This is a genomic window from Nostoc sp. (assembly GCF_036917615.1).
In the GTDB taxonomy this organism is placed as follows: Bacteria; Cyanobacteriota; Cyanobacteriia; order Cyanobacteriales; family Nostocaceae; genus Nostoc.
In genome coordinates this window covers 105057-125711 of record NZ_JBALCZ010000047.1, presented here as the reverse complement: position 1 = coordinate 125711, position 20655 = coordinate 105057, and the positions used below count along the sequence as shown (strand labels likewise).

Annotated in this window: 13 protein-coding genes and 1 tRNA gene; 6 read left to right on the top strand and 8 right to left on the bottom strand. The window is 44.2% G+C overall.

What is annotated here, in order from left to right; all coding sequences use genetic code 11:
* The first annotated feature begins 14 nt into the window (after positions 1 to 14).
* The gene (locus V7K85_RS16475; protein WP_334814699.1) at positions 15 to 647 is read left to right on the top strand and encodes a glutathione S-transferase family protein; all 633 of its coding nucleotides are present in this window, start codon (positions 15 to 17) and stop codon (positions 645 to 647) included.
* A gap of 616 nt (positions 648 to 1263) precedes the next feature.
* Here V7K85_RS16475 and opcA read toward each other — a convergent pair.
* From opcA to fbp, 4 genes are all read right to left on the bottom strand, one after another.
* The gene (gene opcA / locus V7K85_RS16470; RefSeq protein WP_334814698.1) at positions 1264 to 2640 is read right to left on the bottom strand and encodes a glucose-6-phosphate dehydrogenase assembly protein OpcA; all 1377 of its coding nucleotides are present in this window, start codon (positions 2638 to 2640) and stop codon (positions 1264 to 1266) included.
* A gap of 190 nt (positions 2641 to 2830) precedes the next feature.
* Positions 2831 to 4360 (bottom strand): glucose-6-phosphate dehydrogenase, encoded by a 1530-nt coding sequence (gene zwf, locus V7K85_RS16465; protein WP_334814697.1) that lies wholly within the window; start codon positions 4358 to 4360, stop codon positions 2831 to 2833.
* Positions 4361 to 4558: 198 nt separating this feature from the next.
* Positions 4559 to 5704 carry a transaldolase gene (tal, locus tag V7K85_RS16460; protein ID WP_334814696.1) on the bottom strand — a complete coding sequence of 382 codons (1146 nt, stop codon included), beginning with the start codon at positions 5702 to 5704 and terminating at the stop codon, positions 4559 to 4561.
* Between the two features lie 337 nt (positions 5705 to 6041).
* Positions 6042 to 7091 carry a class 1 fructose-bisphosphatase gene (fbp, locus tag V7K85_RS16455; RefSeq protein ID WP_334814695.1) on the bottom strand — a complete coding sequence of 350 codons (1050 nt, stop codon included), beginning with the start codon at positions 7089 to 7091 and terminating at the stop codon, positions 6042 to 6044.
* 745 nt (positions 7092 to 7836) lie between these two features.
* Here fbp and V7K85_RS16450 point away from each other — a divergent pair.
* The 5 genes from V7K85_RS16450 (at position 7837) to V7K85_RS16430 (ending at position 13059) form a co-directional block, all read left to right on the top strand.
* Positions 7837 to 8415, top strand: a complete 579-nt coding sequence (locus tag V7K85_RS16450; RefSeq protein ID WP_334814694.1) for a Uma2 family endonuclease — start codon at positions 7837 to 7839, stop codon at positions 8413 to 8415.
* A 565-nt stretch (positions 8416 to 8980) separates the two neighbouring features.
* Positions 8981 to 9052 (top strand) — tRNA-Val (locus V7K85_RS16445).
* Between the two features lie 143 nt (positions 9053 to 9195).
* Positions 9196 to 9456 carry a DUF928 domain-containing protein gene (locus V7K85_RS16440; RefSeq protein ID WP_334814765.1) on the top strand — a complete coding sequence of 87 codons (261 nt, stop codon included), beginning with the start codon at positions 9196 to 9198 and terminating at the stop codon, positions 9454 to 9456.
* A gap of 242 nt (positions 9457 to 9698) precedes the next feature.
* A complete protein-coding gene (locus V7K85_RS16435) occupies positions 9699 to 10172 on the top strand; it encodes a hypothetical protein (RefSeq protein ID WP_334814693.1) in 474 nt (157 codons plus the stop codon).
* A gap of 166 nt (positions 10173 to 10338) precedes the next feature.
* The gene (locus V7K85_RS16430; RefSeq protein WP_334814692.1) at positions 10339 to 13059 is read left to right on the top strand and encodes an S-layer family protein; all 2721 of its coding nucleotides are present in this window, start codon (positions 10339 to 10341) and stop codon (positions 13057 to 13059) included.
* A 224-nt stretch (positions 13060 to 13283) separates the two neighbouring features.
* Here V7K85_RS16430 and V7K85_RS16425 read toward each other — a convergent pair whose 3' ends face one another.
* The 4 genes from V7K85_RS16425 to V7K85_RS16410 all read right to left on the bottom strand — a co-directional run bounded on the left by V7K85_RS16425 (position 13284) and on the right by V7K85_RS16410 (position 20587).
* The gene (locus tag V7K85_RS16425; RefSeq protein WP_334814691.1) at positions 13284 to 17396 is read right to left on the bottom strand and encodes a DUF4912 domain-containing protein; all 4113 of its coding nucleotides are present in this window, start codon (positions 17394 to 17396) and stop codon (positions 13284 to 13286) included.
* A gap of 377 nt (positions 17397 to 17773) precedes the next feature.
* Positions 17774 to 18904, bottom strand: a complete 1131-nt coding sequence (locus V7K85_RS16420) for a precorrin-8X methylmutase (RefSeq protein WP_334814690.1) — start codon at positions 18902 to 18904, stop codon at positions 17774 to 17776.
* Positions 18901 to 19476 (bottom strand): hypothetical protein, encoded by a 576-nt coding sequence (locus V7K85_RS16415; RefSeq protein ID WP_334814689.1) that lies wholly within the window; start codon positions 19474 to 19476, stop codon positions 18901 to 18903. The genes V7K85_RS16420 and V7K85_RS16415 overlap by 4 nt, the downstream gene beginning before the upstream one ends.
* Entirely contained in the window at positions 19463 to 20587 is a 1125-nt protein-coding gene (locus V7K85_RS16410) for an AAA family ATPase (RefSeq protein WP_334814688.1), read from the bottom strand. Before V7K85_RS16410 ends, V7K85_RS16415 begins: the two co-directional genes overlap by 14 nt.
* Positions 20588 to 20655 lie beyond the last annotated feature (68 nt).

The window sequence follows — 20655 nt, the reverse complement described above, 5'->3', positions numbered from 1 at the left end:
AAGAGGAAAGTTTTATGATCGTTGTGCATCATCTTAACAACTCGCGATCGCAGCGTGTGCTGTGGCTGCTCGAGGAATTAGGTATCGAATACGAAATCAAATTTTATGAACGCGATCCAAAGACGATGCAGGCACCGGAGTCGCTGCGTCAAGTCCATCCGCTGGGCAAGTCACCAGTGATTACAGATGCAGACGTCACAGTCGCTGAGTCGGGCGCGATCATCGAATACCTAGTTGATCGTTACGGCAATGGTCGGCTAGTCCCGGCATCCGGTACGCCGGAGCATCTGCGCTATACCTATTGGCTGCATTACGCCGAAGGCTCTGCAATGCCACCGCTAGTGATGCGGGTAGTCTTGAACAATTTCGGGGCAGGGGACAGCAGCGTCGTTAGCGGATTCGTCGCGCCCCAGATCAAACTTCACTTTGACTACATCGAAGGCGAACTCCGTAAAAGTACGTGGTTTGCGGGCGAGGAATTTACCGCCGCCGATATCCAAATGAGCTTTCCCCTGGAAATAGTCGCCACGATTCCCGAAGAGGTCGAGAGCCGACCAAAGCTGAAAGAATTTATCGATCGCATTCATGAGCGACCTGCTTACAAACGCGCGCTTGAGCGTGGAGGCACATACGACTTATCCTTTTAATAATTTGGGGAATAGCAACAACAAAATATTCGATGACTACCCCAGTGGGTGAAGTATAGCGGTTCTCAATTGGGTTAAAAGGCCGTTCGTAGGGTAGCACAGCTGTCATTGGTGTCAACTTAACGTGAAAGCCTGTCTAGATAAGTCCTTCAGAGATTGCCTCGTAAAATCTCGTAATTTCGTTAAGAGTCTGAGACTGGGAATGCCAGTTCGCAGGCTCCGCCTCCCTCTTTTGGCGGCAGACCCGCCAGGGTATGCATTTCCAGCCAGAGACTGGAAACGAGATTTTACGAGGGTTTTAGCTGAAGTTGACACCAATGCACAGCTGTACGCCCCTACAGCGTGTTGCATCCAAACAAGAATCGCTATCTTGCTTTTTCCTTAATGACTCAGATGAGGAATTATAGATCCAAACTGTTAAGAAGCGATCGCGCTCAACAGGGCAACTGTACCAATACCATTACTTGTCCAAACTACTGACTTCCTAAGTTCAAAGCTTCTCTGCTAAAACCAAGGAAAATAGAAAAACCCTCCAGATTATTGAAATATCCAAAAATCTGAAGAGCTTGTGTTTGATTTCCGCAATTTTGGTAACTTTTATTCTTTCCAGGTGAAGCTAATTACTTGTTTCCAATTTGAAAATATTCGCACTCACTCCCAGGCTTTCTTCAAAAAGGGACTCGCGGCCCCAACGTTGTACCTGCTGACTTAGCAATGCTTCCGCCTTTTGTTCCGAAAGTGAAGTCACTTGTTGAAACAGACCAGCAGATTGGGCGCCGCCGTGTGTTTCCATCCGCATACAGCCACCAGTTTCCGAGCAAATAACTGTACCACAGTCTGCCTGCGGATTTGTCGAGCTGAGGCGCAGGGCAATCAAGTCGCCGATAATTTCACCCACATCAGCAAGGGGAACACCCGCTAATTCGGCTTCCACTTGCCGTTGGTCTTGGGCAATGAAGCGAATGCGAGTGATGTCGTAATCTCCGCTTTCCTTTTCATAGGAAACTGGCTGCCATTGTAGACGACTTGCCAGCCAACCCAAAAACAGCAATGCCTGTGCGGGGTTGCCTTTTTCATAATCAATCGTTACTCGGTCAACTTCCTTAAGAGCAGCCCGACGGTGAGGTGAGTCGTAGGCTTCAGCTGTTAATTCTTGCCATGCTGAGAGGCGACGCCAGTTGAGGTCAGCTAGGGGAATACCACTTTCCACCAATTCTTGTAGGTGGAGTAAATCACTTTCTGGCTCGTTAAAGCGGCAAGAATCCACAATAACATTGTTAGATATTGCAGCCAGCCGCTTGAATAGAGCGTTATTGGGGTCTGGTGTTGCTTTCCACCAAAGGAATTTTGGTAAGCCGCCAATTAACAATGCTGGAATCATCCCCCCTACCCGTTCCAAGGCAGCAGCAGTTCCACTGAGAGTTATATATTCGCAGCAGATGAGTGTACTTGACGATTGCTTTTGGATGGGGCAATAGGCAGAAACTTGAGCCTTGACCCCTTTATCTTCGCCAGTAATGGGAAATAGGGCAATGATTCGGCAAGGGTTGCGGAGGGCGATTTCATCGGCAATTCTGGGACTTGGGGCATTTAAGCTGGGAATACCAACAGAACCATTATCCCCCGTAGCCTCGATTCCTTGACGTTTGGCGAATTCTTCTCTCAAGATAGCCAGGGTTTCAGGTGTTGCTTTTCCAGTCTCTGGCAGTGTATATTTATTTTGCACTTGCCGCAGCGCAGCTTGCATCTGAGGCCCTAAAATCCCGTCAAGCGGGCCGTTGTAAAATCCTAAAGTGGCCAAAAGATACTGGGTTTCTTCCGGTTCGTAAACCACTAAAGTAAATGTAGTGGCCCGAGTAGCAGCCGGAAGCCCACCGTTATCGCCAGTAATGCCGTAGCTTTGCCAAATTTGATTCAGTTCCGCATCTAATTCGTCAAGCGAAATATCTTTTGGTGCCTGAAGTGAAAAAATTGTAGAAGATTGGGGAGCCATAGTATTTTTGGGTTGTCAGCTTTGTTTGTTGAATAAGTTAGGAGTTAGGAGTTAGGAGTTAGGAGTTAGGAGTTAGGAGTTAGAAGAACTGAAATTCTTAATTCAAAAACTCATAATTTATAACTCATCACTCATAATTTATCACTCATAACTCTTAGTTCATCACTCCTAACTCTTAACTCCTAACTTTCTACAGTCTGCGCCAGCGACGGCCATCCTGGTTAATTAAGAATTCTGCTTCTGCTGGTTCCCAAGTCCCGGCTTCGTAATGGGGAATAGTATTTGGATCGGCGGGTGCATCCCAAACGGAAAGGGCTGGCGTTACTACTTGCCAGGCTGCTTCTACTTCGTCCGCCCGTGTAAACAATGTTTGATCGCCCATCATACAATCAAGGAATAGGCGATCGTAGGCATCGGAAGTTGCTTGGATACCAAAGGAACCATAACTAAAGTCCATGTCAACGGAACGGGTGCGGAATTCTGCCCCCGGCATTTTGACATCAAAACGCAGGGAAATCCCTTCATTTGGCTGAATCCGCATTGTCAAAATGTTGGCGTTTACCTGTTGGGCAGCAGATTGGAACATCCGAGACGGAACTTCGCGGAAGTGAATCGAAATTTCACTGACTTTTTTCGGCATCCGCTTTCCAGTACGCAAGTAAAAAGGAACACCTTTCCAACGCCAGTTGTCTACCAAAAACTTCATCGCTACATAGGTGGGTGTGGTGGAGTTGGGATTAACGCCTGGTTCTGTCCGATACCCTGGCACTGCTTGACCCTTCATCCAGCCAGCACTATACTGACCGCGTACTGCTGAACGTGATAAATTGTGAACATCAGCTAGACGAGTAGCTCGGAGTGCCTTTACTTTTTCTGTGCGGATGCTGTCGGCATCCATTGCGTTGGGTGCTTCCATCGCCGTTAAGCAGTAAAGTTGCATGAGGTGATTTTGCAACATATCCCGCAGTGCGCCGGCACTTTCATAGTAACCAGCCCGGTCTTCCACTCCCACGGTTTCTGCCACGGTAATTTGCACGTGGTCAACAAATTGACGATTCCATAACGGCTCAAAAATCGCATTGGCAAAGCGAAACACCAGCAAATTCTGGACTGTTTCTTTACCCAAGTAGTGGTCAATGCGGTAAACTTGGTTTTCTTTGCAAAATTTCTGTACTACTTGGTTAAGACTTTGGGCAGAAGCTAAGTCCCGACCAAAGGGTTTTTCAACTACTAGACGATGTTTGTAGGGATCTTCTAGCATCCCGGCGCTTCCTAGCTGCTTAATCGCTTCGGGAAAGAATGAGGGGGCAACTGAGAGGTAGAACATTCGATTCCCTCGCGTGCCCCGTTTTTCGTCTAATTCACTCAATAAGCTTTTCAGCTTCTGGTAGCCTTCGGGATTGTCTATATCCCCAGGACTGTAGAACAGACCTTGAGAGAAGTCTTGCCAGAGTTCCCCTAAATCGATATCAGGATGCGCTTCTTCCATGCCTTTTTGCATCTGTTCACGGAAGTAATCATGGCTCCACTCTCGACGTGCTACACCGACAATGGTAGTTTCGGGTGGAATACGCCGTTCTCGCCGCAATTTGTAAAGTGCTGGCACTAGTTTGCGCCAGGTGAGATCACCAGAAGCGCCAAAAATGACTATAATCTGGGGATCGGGCATCCCTTGCTGTTGCAGACCAACGCGCAAGGGATTTTCTAGCAGACTGACCATAACAATTTTGGATTTTGGATTTTGGATTTTGGATTTTGAGATTGGGCATGGGGCATGGGGAAGCCACTGCGTTGGGCGGCTTTGCCGACTTGTTCGCTCTTAGCGTTCTCGCAGGGTAGCAAGTGGCGTCATGGGGCATTGGTTTTTCTCCCCCTTGTCCCCTTGTCCCCTTGTCCCCTTGTCCCCAATACCCAGTCCCTACACTGGCGACAATACCTTGATCTTTTCTTCTAAAGAGTTCATCAAGGACTGGAAGGGCTGGATAAACTTGTCAATACCTTCGACTAACAGTTCATCCATTACGGCATCGATATCGATGTTGATGTCGGGATCTTTGAGGTTTTCGATCAGCGTGTAAGCTTTATCTACATCCGTTTCTAAGCGATCGCCTGCGTTACAATGATCGGCACAAGCTTTGATCGTCGCTGGTGGTACGGTGTTAACGGTATCTTGCCCAACCAACTCCTCGATATACATCACGTCGCGGTAGTTGGGGTCTTTGGTGCTGGTACTAGCCCAAAGTAGCCGCTGTACTGTCGCCCCTTTTGCTACCAAGGCTTGCCAACGATCGCTCTCGATAATTTTCTTGTATTCTTGGTACGCAATCTTGGCGTTAGCGATCGCTACTTTCCCTTTAACAGCTAAGAGCTTTGCTTCCACGGCAATATCATCAACGCCTTTTTTCAACTTAGCATCTATTTTGCTGTCAATGTTGCTATCGATCCGGCTGAGGAAGAAGCTGGCGACTGAAGCAACTTTACTGATGTCGTTACCTTCAGCCAGCCGTTTTTCTAAGCCCCGAATATAAGCCCAAGCTGTGTTTATGTAGCTTTCTACAGAAAACAGCAGCGTAATATTGACATTCATCCCTTCGGCTATTACCTGTTCTACTGCTGGTAAACCAGGTTCTGTGCCGGGAATTTTAATCATCAAATTTTCCCGACCAACTTCTTGGAAATAGCGCCGGGCTTCGTTTATTGTTGCTTCAGTATCTTGGGCGATGGTTGGCGGGACTTCAATACTCACATAACCATCTAGTCTATTCGAGGCTTCATAAACAGGGCGTAAAATATCACAGGCATTACGGATATCTGCAAAAACCAGCGATTCGTAAATTTTGTATGTCGGTAAGCCAGCACGAACTCCGGCTTCGATATCGGCATCATAAATGACGTTACCAGCGATCGCTTTTTCAAAGATTGCTGGGTTAGAGGTAATCCCAGAGATCCCTTGATTTTCAATCATGTCTTTAAGTTCGCCTGATTGAATAATGTCACGGGTCAGATTATCCATCCAGATACTTTGACCGTATTGCTTAATTTCTAGTAGATGATTGGTAGCCATAGCTCTAATTTGTTTCAGTCCTGTATAGTGATGTTTCGTAGTGAAGTTGGTAAAACCCATCAAATGTTGATGGTTACTTTTGAATTGTGGCGTTGCCAACCACTTATCGCATCCGCCAGCTGAGATAATCTTTAATACATCTTCAAGAAGTGCTATTCTGTATTCCCAATCCTAAATCACCATGATTAACTTTTAGTTAATGCCATAGGCTAGACGCATCCTTGATGCTTTTGTCACTGTCTTATAGTGCAGTATGGCAAAAATAACTATCCAGTTGAAAAAAGTTAAACAGCTTTATCTACAAGCTTTATTTTCTGCTGTCTTCTGCCTTCTGACACTAGTGTCCGTTTTGAATAAAAGACTCCACTTTTGCTACATCCTCTTTGCTACCAATAATTAAAGGGGTGCGCTGATGCAGTTTTTTCGGCACCACATCCAAGATATTTACCAATCCTGTAGTAGCACGACCGCCTGCTTGCTCAATCAAAAAGGCTAGAGGAGCGGTTTCATAAAGCAAGCGCAATTTCCCTTCTGGGTTCTGAATTGTGCCTGGGTAGAGAAACACGCCGCCTTGAACCAAAATTCTATGGATGTCACTCACCATTGCGCCGCTATAACGAGCGCTGTAGCCTTCTGTGCGATGAACGTAGCGGATGTATTCTCGAATCGATTCTTCCCACTGCCAGAAGTTACCTTCGTTCACGCTGTAAACAGAACCGTGAGTAGGAATCCGAATATTTTCTTCTGTGAGAATAAACTCTCCTAAGCTGGGATCAAGGACAAAGGAATGAACGCCCTTACCTATAGTATAGACCAGCATCGTGCAGGGGCCATACAGGATGTATCCGGCAGCGAGTTGCTTACGTCCGTTGGTGAGCAGATCAGTTGCCTTACCATCGCTATCAGTTCCTTCTTGTTGGCGAATGGCGAAAATGGAACCTAAGCTGAGATTATTATCAGTGTTGGATGAGCCATCAATTGGGTCATACAGCAGGGTATAGCGTCCAATGGGGCAATTTTCCGGGATGTAGTAGGGATTTTCCATTTCCTCAGAAGCTAGGCGACAGACTAAGCCGCTTTGCTTAAACACTGAGATAAACACATCATTGGCATAGACATCCATCTTTTTGACGGATTCTCCTTGCACATTAACTTCCCCAGTAAATCCGAGAACGCCTTCCATTAAACCGGCGCGACTCATGCGACGAGCAACCAGTTTGCCGGCCAGGGCGATGCGATTCATCAGCGCACTTAAATCCTGTGCATCTGGCGAAAAACTCTGAAGTTGCTGGAGGACGTGACGGGATAAGGTTGTACAATCACGATCTAAAGCTCTGTCTGTAACTTCATTCATAGATAAATCTAAAGATTCTGGCGCTTTAGCCATTTTTACGTTCTCCGCAGCCACTAGCTGTTAGTTGGGTTGTAGTCATGTATGGCAACTTATAATTGCTGCTTCTATCTTAGGAAGGTAATTTGATAACTTAGATGCGACTTTAGATAAACTAAAGAAATCAAATTTCAGTGACTCCTGCACTCAGAGCCTAAATACGTAGTAGCTTGTCTAACACATCACTAAGATTGAATTAGTAATTTACCTAAATCAAGCGATTACAGAAAGTAATCAAGGCAACCAACCCACTAAGTATTATGTGCAGCCTGAGCTACCCTGAAATTAAGTAGGACTTACGCAAGAACTCTCTGAAACTCTTATTTCTCCGTGTCCTCTGCGTCCTCTGCGGTTCGATTTTCCGTTACCTGTGCGTAAGTCGTGTTAGGGTAAAATCTAACGTTACTTTTATGAGAATTTGGTCTAGCGATGCCTACGGCGGGCTGCGCCTACGCTTCCTATTACTAAAAAGTTCCGATTTTAATTGGAGTCGTAACTAAAAAGAGATTTTTATGTGCTGTTCAACCCTTTTTACCCAATAAACCAAAATCAAAGTGGATAAAGTTCCAACTCCCCAATAAAATTCAGTACTTTATTCATTATTTTGTCCCTGGTGACACTTTCTGTAACACTACCCCTTATTAGGGCGGGGGAAATTATAAAGTAGAGGTAGAGGTTTAGTCTTCCCTATTGGCAGCGCATGGGTGTAACGCAACTAGGATTTCATGGAGCGGAATTAATTATGACTGCTTTAACTTTACAATTACCTCCTAATCTCAAATTTACGGATGAGGAATTTGAACAGATTGTTGCTGTGAATAAAGAGTTGCGTTTGGAATTAACTGCTGAAGGAGAATTGGTAATCATGTCACCCACTGGAGGAGAAACAGGAAACCGTAATTTTGATTTGTTAGGTCAACTATGGTTTTGGAACAGTCAAAAGAATTTAGGAAAAGCTTTTGATTCTTCTATTGGTTTTAAACTTTCTAATGGTGCAACTCGTTCTCCTGATGCTTCTTGGGTAAAGATGGAACGGTGGGATGCTCTCACACCACAACAAAGAAAAAAATATCTCCCCTTGTGCCCAGACTTTGCAGTAGAATTGGTTTCTGAAACTGATGATGTCGAGGACACTCAAGCCAAGATGCTGGAATACTTAGCAAATAGTTTACAACTTGGTTGGTTAATTAATCCCAAAGATAAACAAGTAATCATTTATCGCCCTAATCAAGCACCAGAAGTTTTACAATTTCCTACAAGTTTATCTGGTGAAGATGTTCTCCCTGGTTTTATTTTAAATTTACAGCCAATTTTTGCGTAGATGAATCGTTATTTTGATTGTTAATGCAAGCAAGTCCTAATGCCATTTGTAAATAGTCCACCATTCAGACATTTAACTTTTTCTACCAGGTATATTTGCTGATTACTTTCTCAAAATGCCTAATTGCTTTATCAAAATGTCTGTTTACTTTCTCAAAATCCTGAAATGCTTTCTCAAAATGGCATTTGACTTCTTTAAACCCCAGTTTACTTACTCATTTTGGTGTTTTCTGCAAGCAAAATGACATTGGAAAACTTCGTTATTTTGGTATTTGGTTTTAGATATTAAAGGGTAAGGTGGGGCTTTTGAAAGGATTTTTACCATCTATCTGGGATAATTAGGCGATCGCACTGAAATACCTTAAGTTGTCAGACAGAATTAATTACATAATGTCATTGCGAATGTTGGCGCACTTGTGCTGAGCGTAGCCGAAGTAGCCTCTCCAAGAGTTGCGGAATGAAACAATTCGCTTGCGGCTGGGATTGCTTCTCTTCTCTACGCGCCTTGTTTAAATATATTTCTGCAACCGGAAATCTGAGTAAGTTATGATAATATAAAAAGTCTTGGGCGATTAGCACAGGGGTAGCGCACATCCTTCACACGGATGGGGTCACTGGTTCAAATCCAGTATCGCCCACTTAGATATACTAAAGGTTTCAGCTAATTAACTAGAATCTCCTTCAATTAGAATATGCCATTTGATGCCATCTTCTAAAAGGAGATTGTATAAAGTTATGTAAAGTATTGAGTAAATATTGACAACTTACTTAAACCAGTGGTCTGAAGCAAGACTTCAAATATCAATGGTACTTCAAAGTTTATTGTGGCGATCGCCAAACCACATCTGAGTATTTTTACGTTAACGCATGGGTGCAACGGATGCCGCTAACGAGCGAGCTTGAAAGTCAGTTAAAGATGGCAAAATTAAAACCATATACTGCCTATGCTGTCAATTATATTTGGCAGGATGCTGTAACTAATTTAGGTTTGCGAGTACTTGGTGATGATTGGGCTAATTTGTTAACAGCTGTTGGCTTGTGAGAATTTGCCTGTGCGCCTTTGTTTTGCGTTATGGTTTGGAAAAATAATTGCTCCCCAGCTAAAGCGGTTAATAAACAGAGGATAACTCAATACTGGCAGTGTTAATGCTGGAGGTTGGTGTTAGAAAATTTGTGAATGGTGGAGGAAGCGCCTTGTTTTGTTTCTTAACCAATTTTATCTGTAATGCTAATTGCTAGTTAAGATCAACAGTAGAAACACTTATTTATGCGGGAGTAACGAACGTGGCAATTATTCAAGGCATCCCTGGAAACGACTATCTAACTGGGACTCAAGGAAAGAATCAAATATACGGCTATGAAGCCAATGACACTCTAATAGGTAGGTCGGGTAACCACTACTTAGTTGGAGGAGGTGGTGAGTCGTCAACCTCTAGGTCAAGGTATAAAACATTAATTCTACAATCTCTTGTGTGCAACAGCACTACTGCTGGCGGAAGTTCTCCCGACCAAATATCACTGAGAGTCGAAAACCAAATTGTTTGGGGTTATTCTATGAACGCTGGAGTTCGAGACAATCTTCCTGCTCTGAACGAGATTTTTCATACAAAAGTTTACATAGAACTATTTGCTGGGTCTACGAGTCTTGGCGGTCAATTTATCTGGAATGATGGAAACGGGTTGCTCCCATTCACCATGGGTCAAGCTAGCTACACGCTGACATATCTGACATCTAATACTGGCTCTCCTGACTTTTGACTTCCGTCTCGCGGTACTAGTAGTCTGTCAAGTTTAAATTGAGGGGTAAGCAAGTTGATAGTAAGGACTTTAGTCCTTATTTTCTAAGCACTAAAGTGCTGACTACAAACCCTTAAAACTAGCTTGATAAAACACTAGGCTGATTCTTAATTATTCTCAGTTATCAATGAAACAGCACATTCACACATTCTGGTTTACAGGCGGGATTTTTCTTTTATGTCTAGCTGAGTTCAGTCCTACCCAAGCACAAAACGTCCCAATTGCAGATATGACCTTACCTGTTAATTCGGTGGTTAGCCCCCCCAAAGACAATATCACCACTATCACTGGGGGAACCGTGGCGGGTCGCAACTTGTTCCACAGCTTTCAGCAATTCAATATTGACGAAGCACAAAAAGCCGATTTCGTTAGTCCTAGCGCAGCTATCGAAAATATTTTAATTCGGGTGACGGGTGGTAGCCGCTCCCAGATTATGGGAACTCTCGGCACCTCTGGTCTTTCTAATCCCAACCTATTTCTAATTAACCCTAAAGGGATTGTTTTTGGTCCGAATGCCAAACTGGACATTCGTGGTTCGTTTGTAGCGACGACAGCTAATGCCATCGAGTTTAGAAATCAGGGCTTTTTCAGTGCTTCTGCTCCTAATAATCCTGAATTACTGATGGTGAATCCTTCTGCTTTTCTATTCAATCAAATTGCCAATCTGCCGATTAATTCTATTCAAGTAAATAGAGCATCTCTATCGGTTGATAATGGTCAGAATTTGTTGTTACTGGGCGGCAATGTCACCTTGGATGATAACGCAACTTTGGCTGCACCGGATGGTCGAATTGAGTTGGGAGGAGTCGCAGGATCAACAACAGTAGGGCTAAATGTTGAGGCTAATACTCTAGGTTTAAATTACCCTGCACAAGTGCAACGAGCAGATATATTACTTACGAATAGATCTCAAGTTAGGGTAACTGGCAAAGGAGGAGGTAGTATTGCAATCAACGCACAAAATTTAGATGTTTTGAACAACAGTAGTCTTGAGGCTGGGATAGAAAGTAATTTAAAGTCAGATGGCAGTCCAGCAGGAGATATTACGCTTGATGCTACAGAAGAAATGAAAATTTCCGGAAGCATGATCGAGAATGACGTGCAATATGGAGCCGTAGGTAACTCTGGCGGTATCCTAATTAAGGCAGGGTCGCTCTCCTTAACCGATAACGCTATACTCAGCACCACCGTCCAGGGCGTGGGGGAGACTAAAGGTATATTTGTGCAAGCTGATAAGTCTGTATCTATTGCAAGAAGTTTTATTACTACGAGTCTAGATGAACACACTGGCGTTGGCAATAGTGGTAACATCAATATTCAAACTGGGTCGTTAGACTTAACCGACGGCTCTGAACTGGATACCACCACCTCTAGAGAAGGGCGTGCTGGGAACGTGATTATTGATGCTCGAAATACCGTCTTTGTTGAGGATAGCTTAGTCTCCAGCGACACTTTTGGGTTAGGAGATGGTGGCGCGATCAATATCACGGCTGGGAAACTTACCTTAACCAAGGGTAGTGAAATATTGTCCAGAACCACTGGAGAAGGGAATGCAGGCAATATTAATATCTATCCCGTCAATGCTTTTAGCTCTGTCAACATTTCTGGGGTTAATGCAGATCCAAATCAAGGATACTCTAGCGGCTTGGTGACTTCTAGTGAGGACAAAGGCACTGGTCAGGGTGGCGATATTAATGTGACTACTGGGGAATTGCGCCTATTAGACGGAGGAGTTTTGACTGCGCGAACTAGAAGCGCATCCCCAGGTGGTAATATCACTGTTAACGCCAACACCCTTGAGGCTACTAATGGCGGACAAGTCATCACCAGTACCTTCAGCACCGGACGTGCAGGTGACATCACGGTAACAGCCACTGACAGCGTAAAAATTTCTGGGAGCGATCCGACTTACTTTAATCGGTTTGAGCAGCAATCCGATCCGACTATAGTTGATAATGATGGTTCTGCCAGTGGTCTGCTTGCTAGCGTACGAGGTAAGGAAACTGCTAATGCAGGTAATATTCGGGTACAGGCTCGCTCTATCAACTTAGACAACCAAGGAGTAATTTCAGCTACAACCACATTAGGCGAGGGCGGTAATATCGAGTTGCAACCGCAGGACTTATTGCTACTGCGCCGCAAGAGTGAAATTTCTACCTCAGCAGGCACTAATCAACAGGGTGGAAATGGCGGTAATATCATCATCAATGCCCCTGACGGCTTTATCGTCGCCAAACCAAATGAAAACAGCGACATCACCGCCAATGCCTACAATGGTAGAGGGGGAGCAGTCAGAATCAAGGCTACTAAGATTTTTGGAATTGCGTTACTAACTAGCGAAGACCTTAAAAGGTTGCGCCCTACTGATCCAGATCCAGATCCGGGTCAACTTCAGACAAATGATATTACGGCAATTTCTCAAATAAGGCCTAATTTAAGCGGCATTGTAAAAATTAATACCCTTGATGTTGACCCCTATCGAGGATTATTAATTAACTTACCAGCCGTACCAGTTAATATTCAAGTGTCGCAAGTCTGTCAAGCGGGTACAGCACAAAATAAGAGCAGTTTTACGATCACTGGACGTGGCGGTTTACCCCGCAATCCCTATGACCTTCTTTCTCCTAATGCAGTTCTGGTAGATTGGGTAACTCTCAACCCAAGGAATGAAAACCCCGTTAGTACAGATGTTTCTACTCAGGCAACTAGCCCGACACCAGCGCCGATTGTGGAAGCGCAAGGGTGGGTGAGAAATGCAAAAGGAGAGATTGTACTAATGGCTGATGCGCCCACAACCACGCTTCATAGTTCGTGGCAGAAACCAGCTAATTGCCGTAGCGATTTTTAGATTTTAGATTGCGGAGTGGGTAGTTGCTCTGTGACCATCAATTATACAACTAGCTCGCAAAATGAAATTTCACCATCTTGAGAATATTCAGGTTGTTGACAAACCTCATGATCACAAATCTGGTTGTCCAGTCCCAAGTCCCCAAGTCTCTTTCTTGAATAACCCTCTCCCCATTCCCCCTAAAAGGGGAGAATAGGGTTAGAGAGGATAACTCAAGGTAATTGCTAGTTTTCGGAAGTTTCCTGAGAGAACTTCTTATGGATAGTTTTAGTGGATTCCCCATCAGCAGCTACCGTTATCAGATAGTCCATTAAACCATCTGAAAAGGGGAGACGTAAGTGGAAAGTACCATCGGGTTTGATTTTGATAGTATGACCACCAATGTTTACATTTGTATTTGGTTGGGTTGCTCCGTGAATAATCAACTCAGCATCTGCCACAAACCAGAAATCTTCGTGGGAACGACTGAAAACGCGAACGTTAGGTGAACGGGCGATGAATAACCAACGATCGCCATCAGCCATATAGCCAATTTCAACCATGTAGTCGCGATCGCTCACCGGAATAGCCACAAAGCGTCCCTGTACTACCTCTTCAGATTCATACTGTTGTACAAGTTGGGGACTTTGATAACTCAAATCAATCTCAGTCACATTGTAGAGCCGCACTAGCAATTGGGAGCCGCCCTGTTGTTGCAGTGCTTCCTTCTGAGTCTTGGAAATATACCAAGAGACATAAGCCCACTTGGGAGTGCGGGGTGTGAGCGCAACACTGCTCTCTTCTTCACTGCTCTGTTGTTGGGTATCTACCAAGCCAATAGCTGTTTGGCTTGTTAACGCTACATTTTCAACGGTGGGAGCTGTTGTGGGATCTGGATGAACAGCACTAAAGACACGAACGATCGCAGAACGGGCGATGAATAACCAGCGTAGTTTACCGCCGTAGGCATCGCCATCAGCGACATAGCCAATTTCAGCTATGTAGTCGCGATCGCTGATGGGAATTTCCACAAAGCGATCGTGTGCTGTCTCTTCACATTCATGCTGCTGGACAAACGGAGGACTTTGATAACTTAGGTCTATCCCAGTTGCATCATAGAGCCGCACTGCTAATTGAGAGCCGCCCTGTTGACGCATCGCTGCTTTCTTGGTTTCGGAAATCTCCCAAGAGACATCAGCCCACTGGGGAGTGCGGGGTGTGAGCACAATACTGCTCTCTTGATCGGCATCTACCAAGCCAATAGCTGTTTCATCCGCAATCGGCACATGATCAACTATGGGATCTGGATGCACAGGACTGAAGACACGAACGATCGCAGAACGGGCGATGAATAACCAGCGTAGTTTACCGCCGTAGGCATCGCCATCAGCGATATAGCCAATTTCAGCTATGTAGTCGCGATCGGTGACGGGAATTTCCACCAGGCGTTCGTGTGCTGTCTGTTCCAATTCATACTGCTGTACTAGGTGGGGAGTTTGATAACTTAGGTCTATCCCAGTCACATCGTAGAGCCGCACTACCAATTTGGAGCCGCCCTGTTGTTGCAGCGCTGCTTTCTTGGTTTCGGAAATCTCCCAAGAGACATCAGCCGATGTATAAGTATGCGGTGTTAGCAGAATACTGCTCTGTTCATCTGCATCTACCAAACCAATAGCTGTTTCGGCTGCTGCTACGCCCGTCGTAGACATCGGCTGATGATCAATTAGGGGATCTGGATGCACAGGACTGAAGACACGAACAATCGCGGAACGAGCGATGAATAACCAGCGTAGTTTACCGCCGTAGGCATCGCCATCAGCGATATAGCCAATTTCAGCTATGTAGTCGCGATCGGTGACCGGAATTTCCACCAGGCGTTCGTGTGCTGTCTGTTCAGATTCATACTCCTTTACTAGGTGAGGAGTTTGATAACTCAAGTCTATCCCAGTCACATCGTAGAGCCGCACTACCAATTGGGAGCCGCCCTGTTGGCGCAGCGCTGCTTTCTTGGTTTCGGAAATCTCCCAAGAGACATCAGCCGATGTATAAGTATGCGGTGTCAGCAGAATACTGCTCTGTTCATCTGCATCTACCAAACCAATAGCTGTTTCGGCTGCAATTGGCACATTGTCAACCGTAGTATCAGTTTCTCCTTGGGCAGCTGATCCAATGGTAGCCCAGGCTCCAATCCCTGCGCCTGCTGCTAAAGCCGCAGCGGCGGCAAAATCTGTGGAGTCTTCAGCAATACCTTCCCCAACAGTCGGCTCTGCTGGAGATTCTTCCTCTGGCAAATCGGCAGTCGGTTCAGATGCGTCCGCTACCAGATTCAATATATCTTCTGGAAATTCTGGGAAATCGAGCAGTGAGGATGTTTGTGCCGCTGAGGATTCTATATCCGTTGCCACTTCGCCAGACTCTGGTAACGGCAATTCATCTACTGAGGCTGTATCTTCAGTTGAGGTGATACTCTCTAGCCAGTTCAATTCTGCCTGGAGTTGCTCATCTATCGGATCTTCACTAACTTCTGTGTCCCAATAATCAAAATCAGATGTTACTTCTGGCACATCTGGGAATTCGGGCAGTGGGGCTATGACATCAGATGCCTCTTCTGGAATATTAGCCAGGTGAGGATATGAAGTATTTACTACAGCCGCTGGGGCTTCTATGTCCCATGCAACTTCATCAGACTCAGGAGTGTTTGTCCCCGGATAATTATTTACTTTGTCTGTCTGAGCGATCGCATCTGTTTCTGTTTCTTTGTTGGTAAAGGCAGACCAGGTAGCCGTCCCGATGCCCGTTGCTAGAGCCGCACCACCGGTTAAAGCTGCGGCTCCTAAGTTGTTATTTTCTGATCCATTAGTTACGCCTGAGGTTGTGCCTTCATAGAGCTTAGAGGAGCCATTAGTTGCCTCTTTTTCTGAGCCATTAGCTACGCCTGAAGTTGTGCCTTCATAGAGGTTAGAGGAGCCATTAGTTGCCTCTTGTACTAAATTAGATGTCCCCTGAGTAGCATTCTGGGTCAGGTCAGATTGTGTTTGAGCATAGATGTTGAAAGGAGTGCGCTCAGGGGTTTCTTGCTCTTGGAAGTGTGGTACTGGCTGCTCTTCAAGCATCGCTCCGTTAAGGGAGGGATCTGTGCTGGCATCAAGCACCGCCATATCTACATCTTCTGTGCTGGGTGGACGAGGATTTGATTCTGGTAAGTTGTCTGTTTTCTCAGTGGGCAATGGGCGTTTTCCTAGAATCCACCATAGTAACCCTCCACCTACAGTAGTAAAAAACAAAGGTAGCAGCAACCAAAAAGGTGTTCCTTTGTTTACAATTGGACTGTTTTGTGCAGGTGCAGCCACAAACGGCTGTTCGCCAAATACAGAAGTAGTGGCACTAGGGGAAGGCGTCGCAGCAGGTGTCGTCTGGGCACTGGGGGAAGGCGTAGCAGCAGGTTGTTGTGATCCGCTGGCTGCGATCGCCTTTGCTTCAGCAGTTCTAGCTTGTTCTATAGCTTGCTGTCCTGGGGGTGCAAGGGTAAAGCCGAGAAAATCTACTATGGTTAAGCTAGGATTTTTTTTGTAAACGTAAACTAAAGGTTGCGAGAAGGGATATTTAGCATCATCTGGCAAGGCTTGATGTAATTGCAGAACTCGCACGCCTTTCAACTTCGATACCTGATTAGCTAATATATAGCTGATGCCGTCTTTGCCCAGTTGTTTGATGATTTCTGCGGTATTATCCTCACTTATTTGGGTAGCATTAGAGCCTGTAGCAAAGTCAGCAGTTTTGAAAGCTGGATAAGTACGAAGAGTATCGCGAGTTTCACTAGTGTTAGGGTGATCGATAAACCGAATCTTAAGAGAAGACCCTCCCAATTGTGACCAATTTGTAATTTGTCCCCGGAAAATCCGGGCGAATTGCTTACTAGTCAAGCTTCCTTTGAAAGGATTATCTGCACCAACCACGATCGCAATCTTCTCACGGCGCAAGCGAACTTGCTCTAGTCCTTGGGCTTTTTCTGCTGGCGTCAATCCACGCCCCATTGCTGCTATGTCGATTTTGCCAGCTAGCAAATCTTTTAGTGCGGTACTAGTGCCGTTAGCAGCAACTTCAACCTTTGTGCCGGAAAATTGTTTTTCAAAACTTTCTTTCAGGCTTTGGTTGATCGCAGCCAAGCTACTTGAACCGTCAATCCGCACTGTCGTCCCATTCTGCACTGTTTGTGGCAGTGAAAAAGAGGGAGCTTTAGGTGTAGATTGTGCCAGTATCGGTGCTGATACCACCATTACTGCCATCGGGGTTGTAGCTAAGGCAACCCATAATACCAGCCTGACTATCGAAGTATCTTTTTTTTCTTGTTGCCACATATGCCCCTTATTAAAGTAAAAAGTAGAAAGCCTGCCAGTCCTAAATCGCTATCTTTTTAGAGATTATGGAGGAGACGCGCTAATTATACATCTGAGTTATCTTTACTTCTTATTTCTTCAAACCACTTGTATTGATTGATACTTTGCTTTAGCTCGGATAGCATGATAATTTATACTCTAATTGCCAGAGTCTGTTTAATATAAATTTTTCCAAGTTATATTGCAACTTATACCAAGTTGGTAGCTTATGGCCACAATTATGAATTATTGAATTACTAAAACTGGTAAAGTGTAGCAAATTCAATATTATTTAACAATATTATTTTCAGGATTGCTGAGTACTGAGTATCCTTATGTTTGAATTGAGTACTGATTATTCAGCACTCAGCGGAATCTACTAGATTTTTGAGATAACAATGACAATCTGGCTTATCAATCAGTGACTCAACCAAAGCATTTAGGGCAGTAGCAGCTAAAGCGCCACCTCCTAAAGTCCCTTCAACTGTAATAAAAGGTATCCCTTGTTGCATCAGTTGTCGCTTGGCTGCGGGAGCATGGCTAAAGCCAATAGGCATTCCAATTACTAATGCAGGCTGAATTTTCTGGTTGGCAATCGCAACTGAAGCTTCCAGAAGTACTGAGGGAGCATAACCAACTACTAGGACACAACCCTTACTTACTTGCTGCAATTTTTCTAGCCATTCTCGATGCTGCCAAAAGGCAAGTTCCGCCTCTGTAGCGGTGGTAATATGGGGATTATCAATTAAGGTTTCGATGCGGCATCCCAAGTGAAGTAATCGGGTTTGATCCAAAGCAGCAGCAACCGTTTGGGTATCGACAACAATCTGACAGCTTGAAGATAGGGCTTCTCGACTAGCTGCGATCGCATCTCGACTCAACTTGATAAAGGACACCAAACTGACATCGCCACAAGCCAAAACCAACTGAGAAATTAAGTGCTGTTCAATTTCCGAACGGTGAGACAAATCAGGTAGTAAACGTTGTAGCGATTCTGTAAAAGCTTCCGAGTGGGTATGAATTTCGGCATCCAAGCCACTCCACAGGTTTTCCAATCCCCCCAATCCGGCTTGAGTTTCGACATCGAGTAACTTGAGTTGTGCCAAAACTTCCGCCTGGATAATTTGACAATGGCGATCGCGCCCCAATAATCCTTCTAGTGCTGATGCAGTTTGTCGCAGTTGGGAAATTTGTTGCATCACCGCCCGATATTGCTGCTGGAGTTGTCCCATGAGGTTAACAGTTGTGTCAGCTTCTGGTTCCACTTCCAAAATATTGCGGATATGGTTTAGCTGAAACCCTTGCTGCTTGAGTGCGACAATCCTTTGCAACCGGAGAACATCTTTTTTGGTGTAGAGACGGTAATTACTAGGCGATCGCACAGGTTGCGGTAATAGTCCCAATTGATGATAATGCCGTACCATGCGCGGAGTTAAACCGCCGCCCACTGCATCAGTGAGTTCTTTAATAGTTAAGCAACTAGCGTTCATAAGTTATTTAATAATGGTAAAAGTCTTTGTAATTCTTCACAAGCAGCTTGGAGAGATGGCGGTGCATTGTCATCCAAACTCCCTTGAGAACACTGGTTTGCTAATTGCTCAACACCAGGTTTACAAATTGCCTCATTTTTAGGGAATTTTGGATATTTGGATTTTTCTTCTTCTTCAACAACTTCTCCTGTTCGTAAATAATGTATCCAAGTTTCAATATTTCTTTTTGGCACGAAGATTGCTATTTTCTCATCAGGCTTACGAAGTTCCTGTGAATCTTCTATCAGTGCATCATCTAATTCTTTCAGTGTTGCCTTTACTGTTGCCGTATCTGCATCAATCAACACTACTAGCATTCCTGAAAGATAGTTTTTGCTGCGATATGCTTTGACCTCTGCGGGATAACGCTTTCTAACAAAGTGCTCTCCTGCACCTTTACCTTTTGGAGAAGTCCTAATTGTGAGGTTTTTTGGATTTATATTAAAGCCTCGCTTTTTCAAAAAATGATATGCAAAAACTTGCTGTTGTAGATCCTCACACAAGATTACTATCTGTACTCTATTCTGGGTCATACAGCCAGCCCCGCGCAATCAGTTCTGAAATTGGTAATCCAGAATTTTCAGTTTCTTCATTATTAATTGGTTTCACTCGTACAGGTGCATTACTTTGACGCTCAAACCAATAACCTATAGATGAAGCTAAAAGATAATTAATTGATACAGGATGATGGGAGATTAGTAAAGCTTGTATTTTTCCGTCAATACAGAAATCATAAAGTTGAATTAGCCAAGGTTGAATTTCCGGCAGTGCTAAAAAATTATCGGGTTCATCTATACACAATGTGTAGTCTTCAGATTCGGTACAATATAAAAGCGTATATAGTGCAATCAGCACTTTTTGTCCATCAGATAGTTCATTAAAGTAATAATCAATAATATTTGTCCGATCTGCATTTGTTGTAAATCGTAATTTTAAAGTTCGATAGCCTTCTCTAAACTGGTCAAATTTAAAACTTACAAAACCGTCTAAGACATCTTTCAAAATATTCATTAGTTCAGCAACTTTGCCTTGATCTTGTGAAATATAGCGATACCAAGAAACAAAATTCTCCATTCTAGGAGTCAATTGTGCTTCTTCTTTTTCACTACTATTAATTATTAGGTTAGGAATAATTTGTACAATAATAAATCGCTCCATGCGCTGTTTGAACCAGGTCAGTTTTGTGATGTCATTATTTGCCAGCAATAAAGGTAGTATGGACTGAAACCAATTAAAAGGAGGATATTTCGTCGGACTGACTAAATGATTGTCATAAAAAATTTGAACTTCGCCCATCTCGAACTTTAATAAAGGTTGGTTATCAAACCATAAACGCTCATATTGTACCTGGCTATTTTCTCGATTGTGTTCAATAGCAAGTTCATATTTATAATTGCCATCATTTCCATCAATTTCTATTTCAAAACGCTGAATTGGTAAAGTTTGCCAGCGAGTGCAGTCAAAAAATGGGAAAATTCCTTCTACCTTAGCAACGCCACTTATAAAAAGTTGAATTCTCCGTAAGACTTCAAAAACAGTTGATTTACCTGTTCCATTACCACCAATAAACAGGTTAATCGAGTCAAAATTCATCTCAAAATTTACCAAGCCGCGAAAGTTATCAATATATATTCGCTTTAGCATAAATTTTTTCCTCCTAGTGCAACTTTAAACCTAACAACTAAATCGTCGCATTTACCCACATCCCGCTT

What these genes read in the sequence shown, in the direction of transcription:
- V7K85_RS16475 (WP_334814699.1), top strand. Translation starts at nt 15, where the DNA reads ATGATCGTTGTGCATCATCTTAACAACTCGCGATCGCAGCGTGTGCTG.
- opcA (WP_334814698.1), bottom strand. Translation starts at nt 2,640, where the DNA reads ATGGCTCCCCAATCTTCTACAATTTTTTCACTTCAGGCACCAAAAGAT.
- zwf (WP_334814697.1), bottom strand. Translation starts at nt 4,360, where the DNA reads ATGGTCAGTCTGCTAGAAAATCCCTTGCGCGTTGGTCTGCAACAGCAA.
- tal (WP_334814696.1), bottom strand. Translation starts at nt 5,704, where the DNA reads ATGGCTACCAATCATCTACTAGAAATTAAGCAATACGGTCAAAGTATC.
- fbp (WP_334814695.1), bottom strand. Translation starts at nt 7,091, where the DNA reads ATGGCTAAAGCGCCAGAATCTTTAGATTTATCTATGAATGAAGTTACA.
- V7K85_RS16450 (WP_334814694.1), top strand. Translation starts at nt 7,837, where the DNA reads ATGACTGCTTTAACTTTACAATTACCTCCTAATCTCAAATTTACGGAT.
- V7K85_RS16430 (WP_334814692.1), top strand. Translation starts at nt 10,339, where the DNA reads ATGAAACAGCACATTCACACATTCTGGTTTACAGGCGGGATTTTTCTT.
- V7K85_RS16425 (WP_334814691.1), bottom strand. Translation starts at nt 17,396, where the DNA reads ATGTGGCAACAAGAAAAAAAAGATACTTCGATAGTCAGGCTGGTATTA.
- V7K85_RS16420 (WP_334814690.1), bottom strand. Translation starts at nt 18,904, where the DNA reads ATGAACGCTAGTTGCTTAACTATTAAAGAACTCACTGATGCAGTGGGC.
- V7K85_RS16415 (WP_334814689.1), bottom strand. Translation starts at nt 19,476, where the DNA reads ATGACCCAGAATAGAGTACAGATAGTAATCTTGTGTGAGGATCTACAA.
- V7K85_RS16410 (WP_334814688.1), bottom strand. Translation starts at nt 20,587, where the DNA reads ATGCTAAAGCGAATATATATTGATAACTTTCGCGGCTTGGTAAATTTT.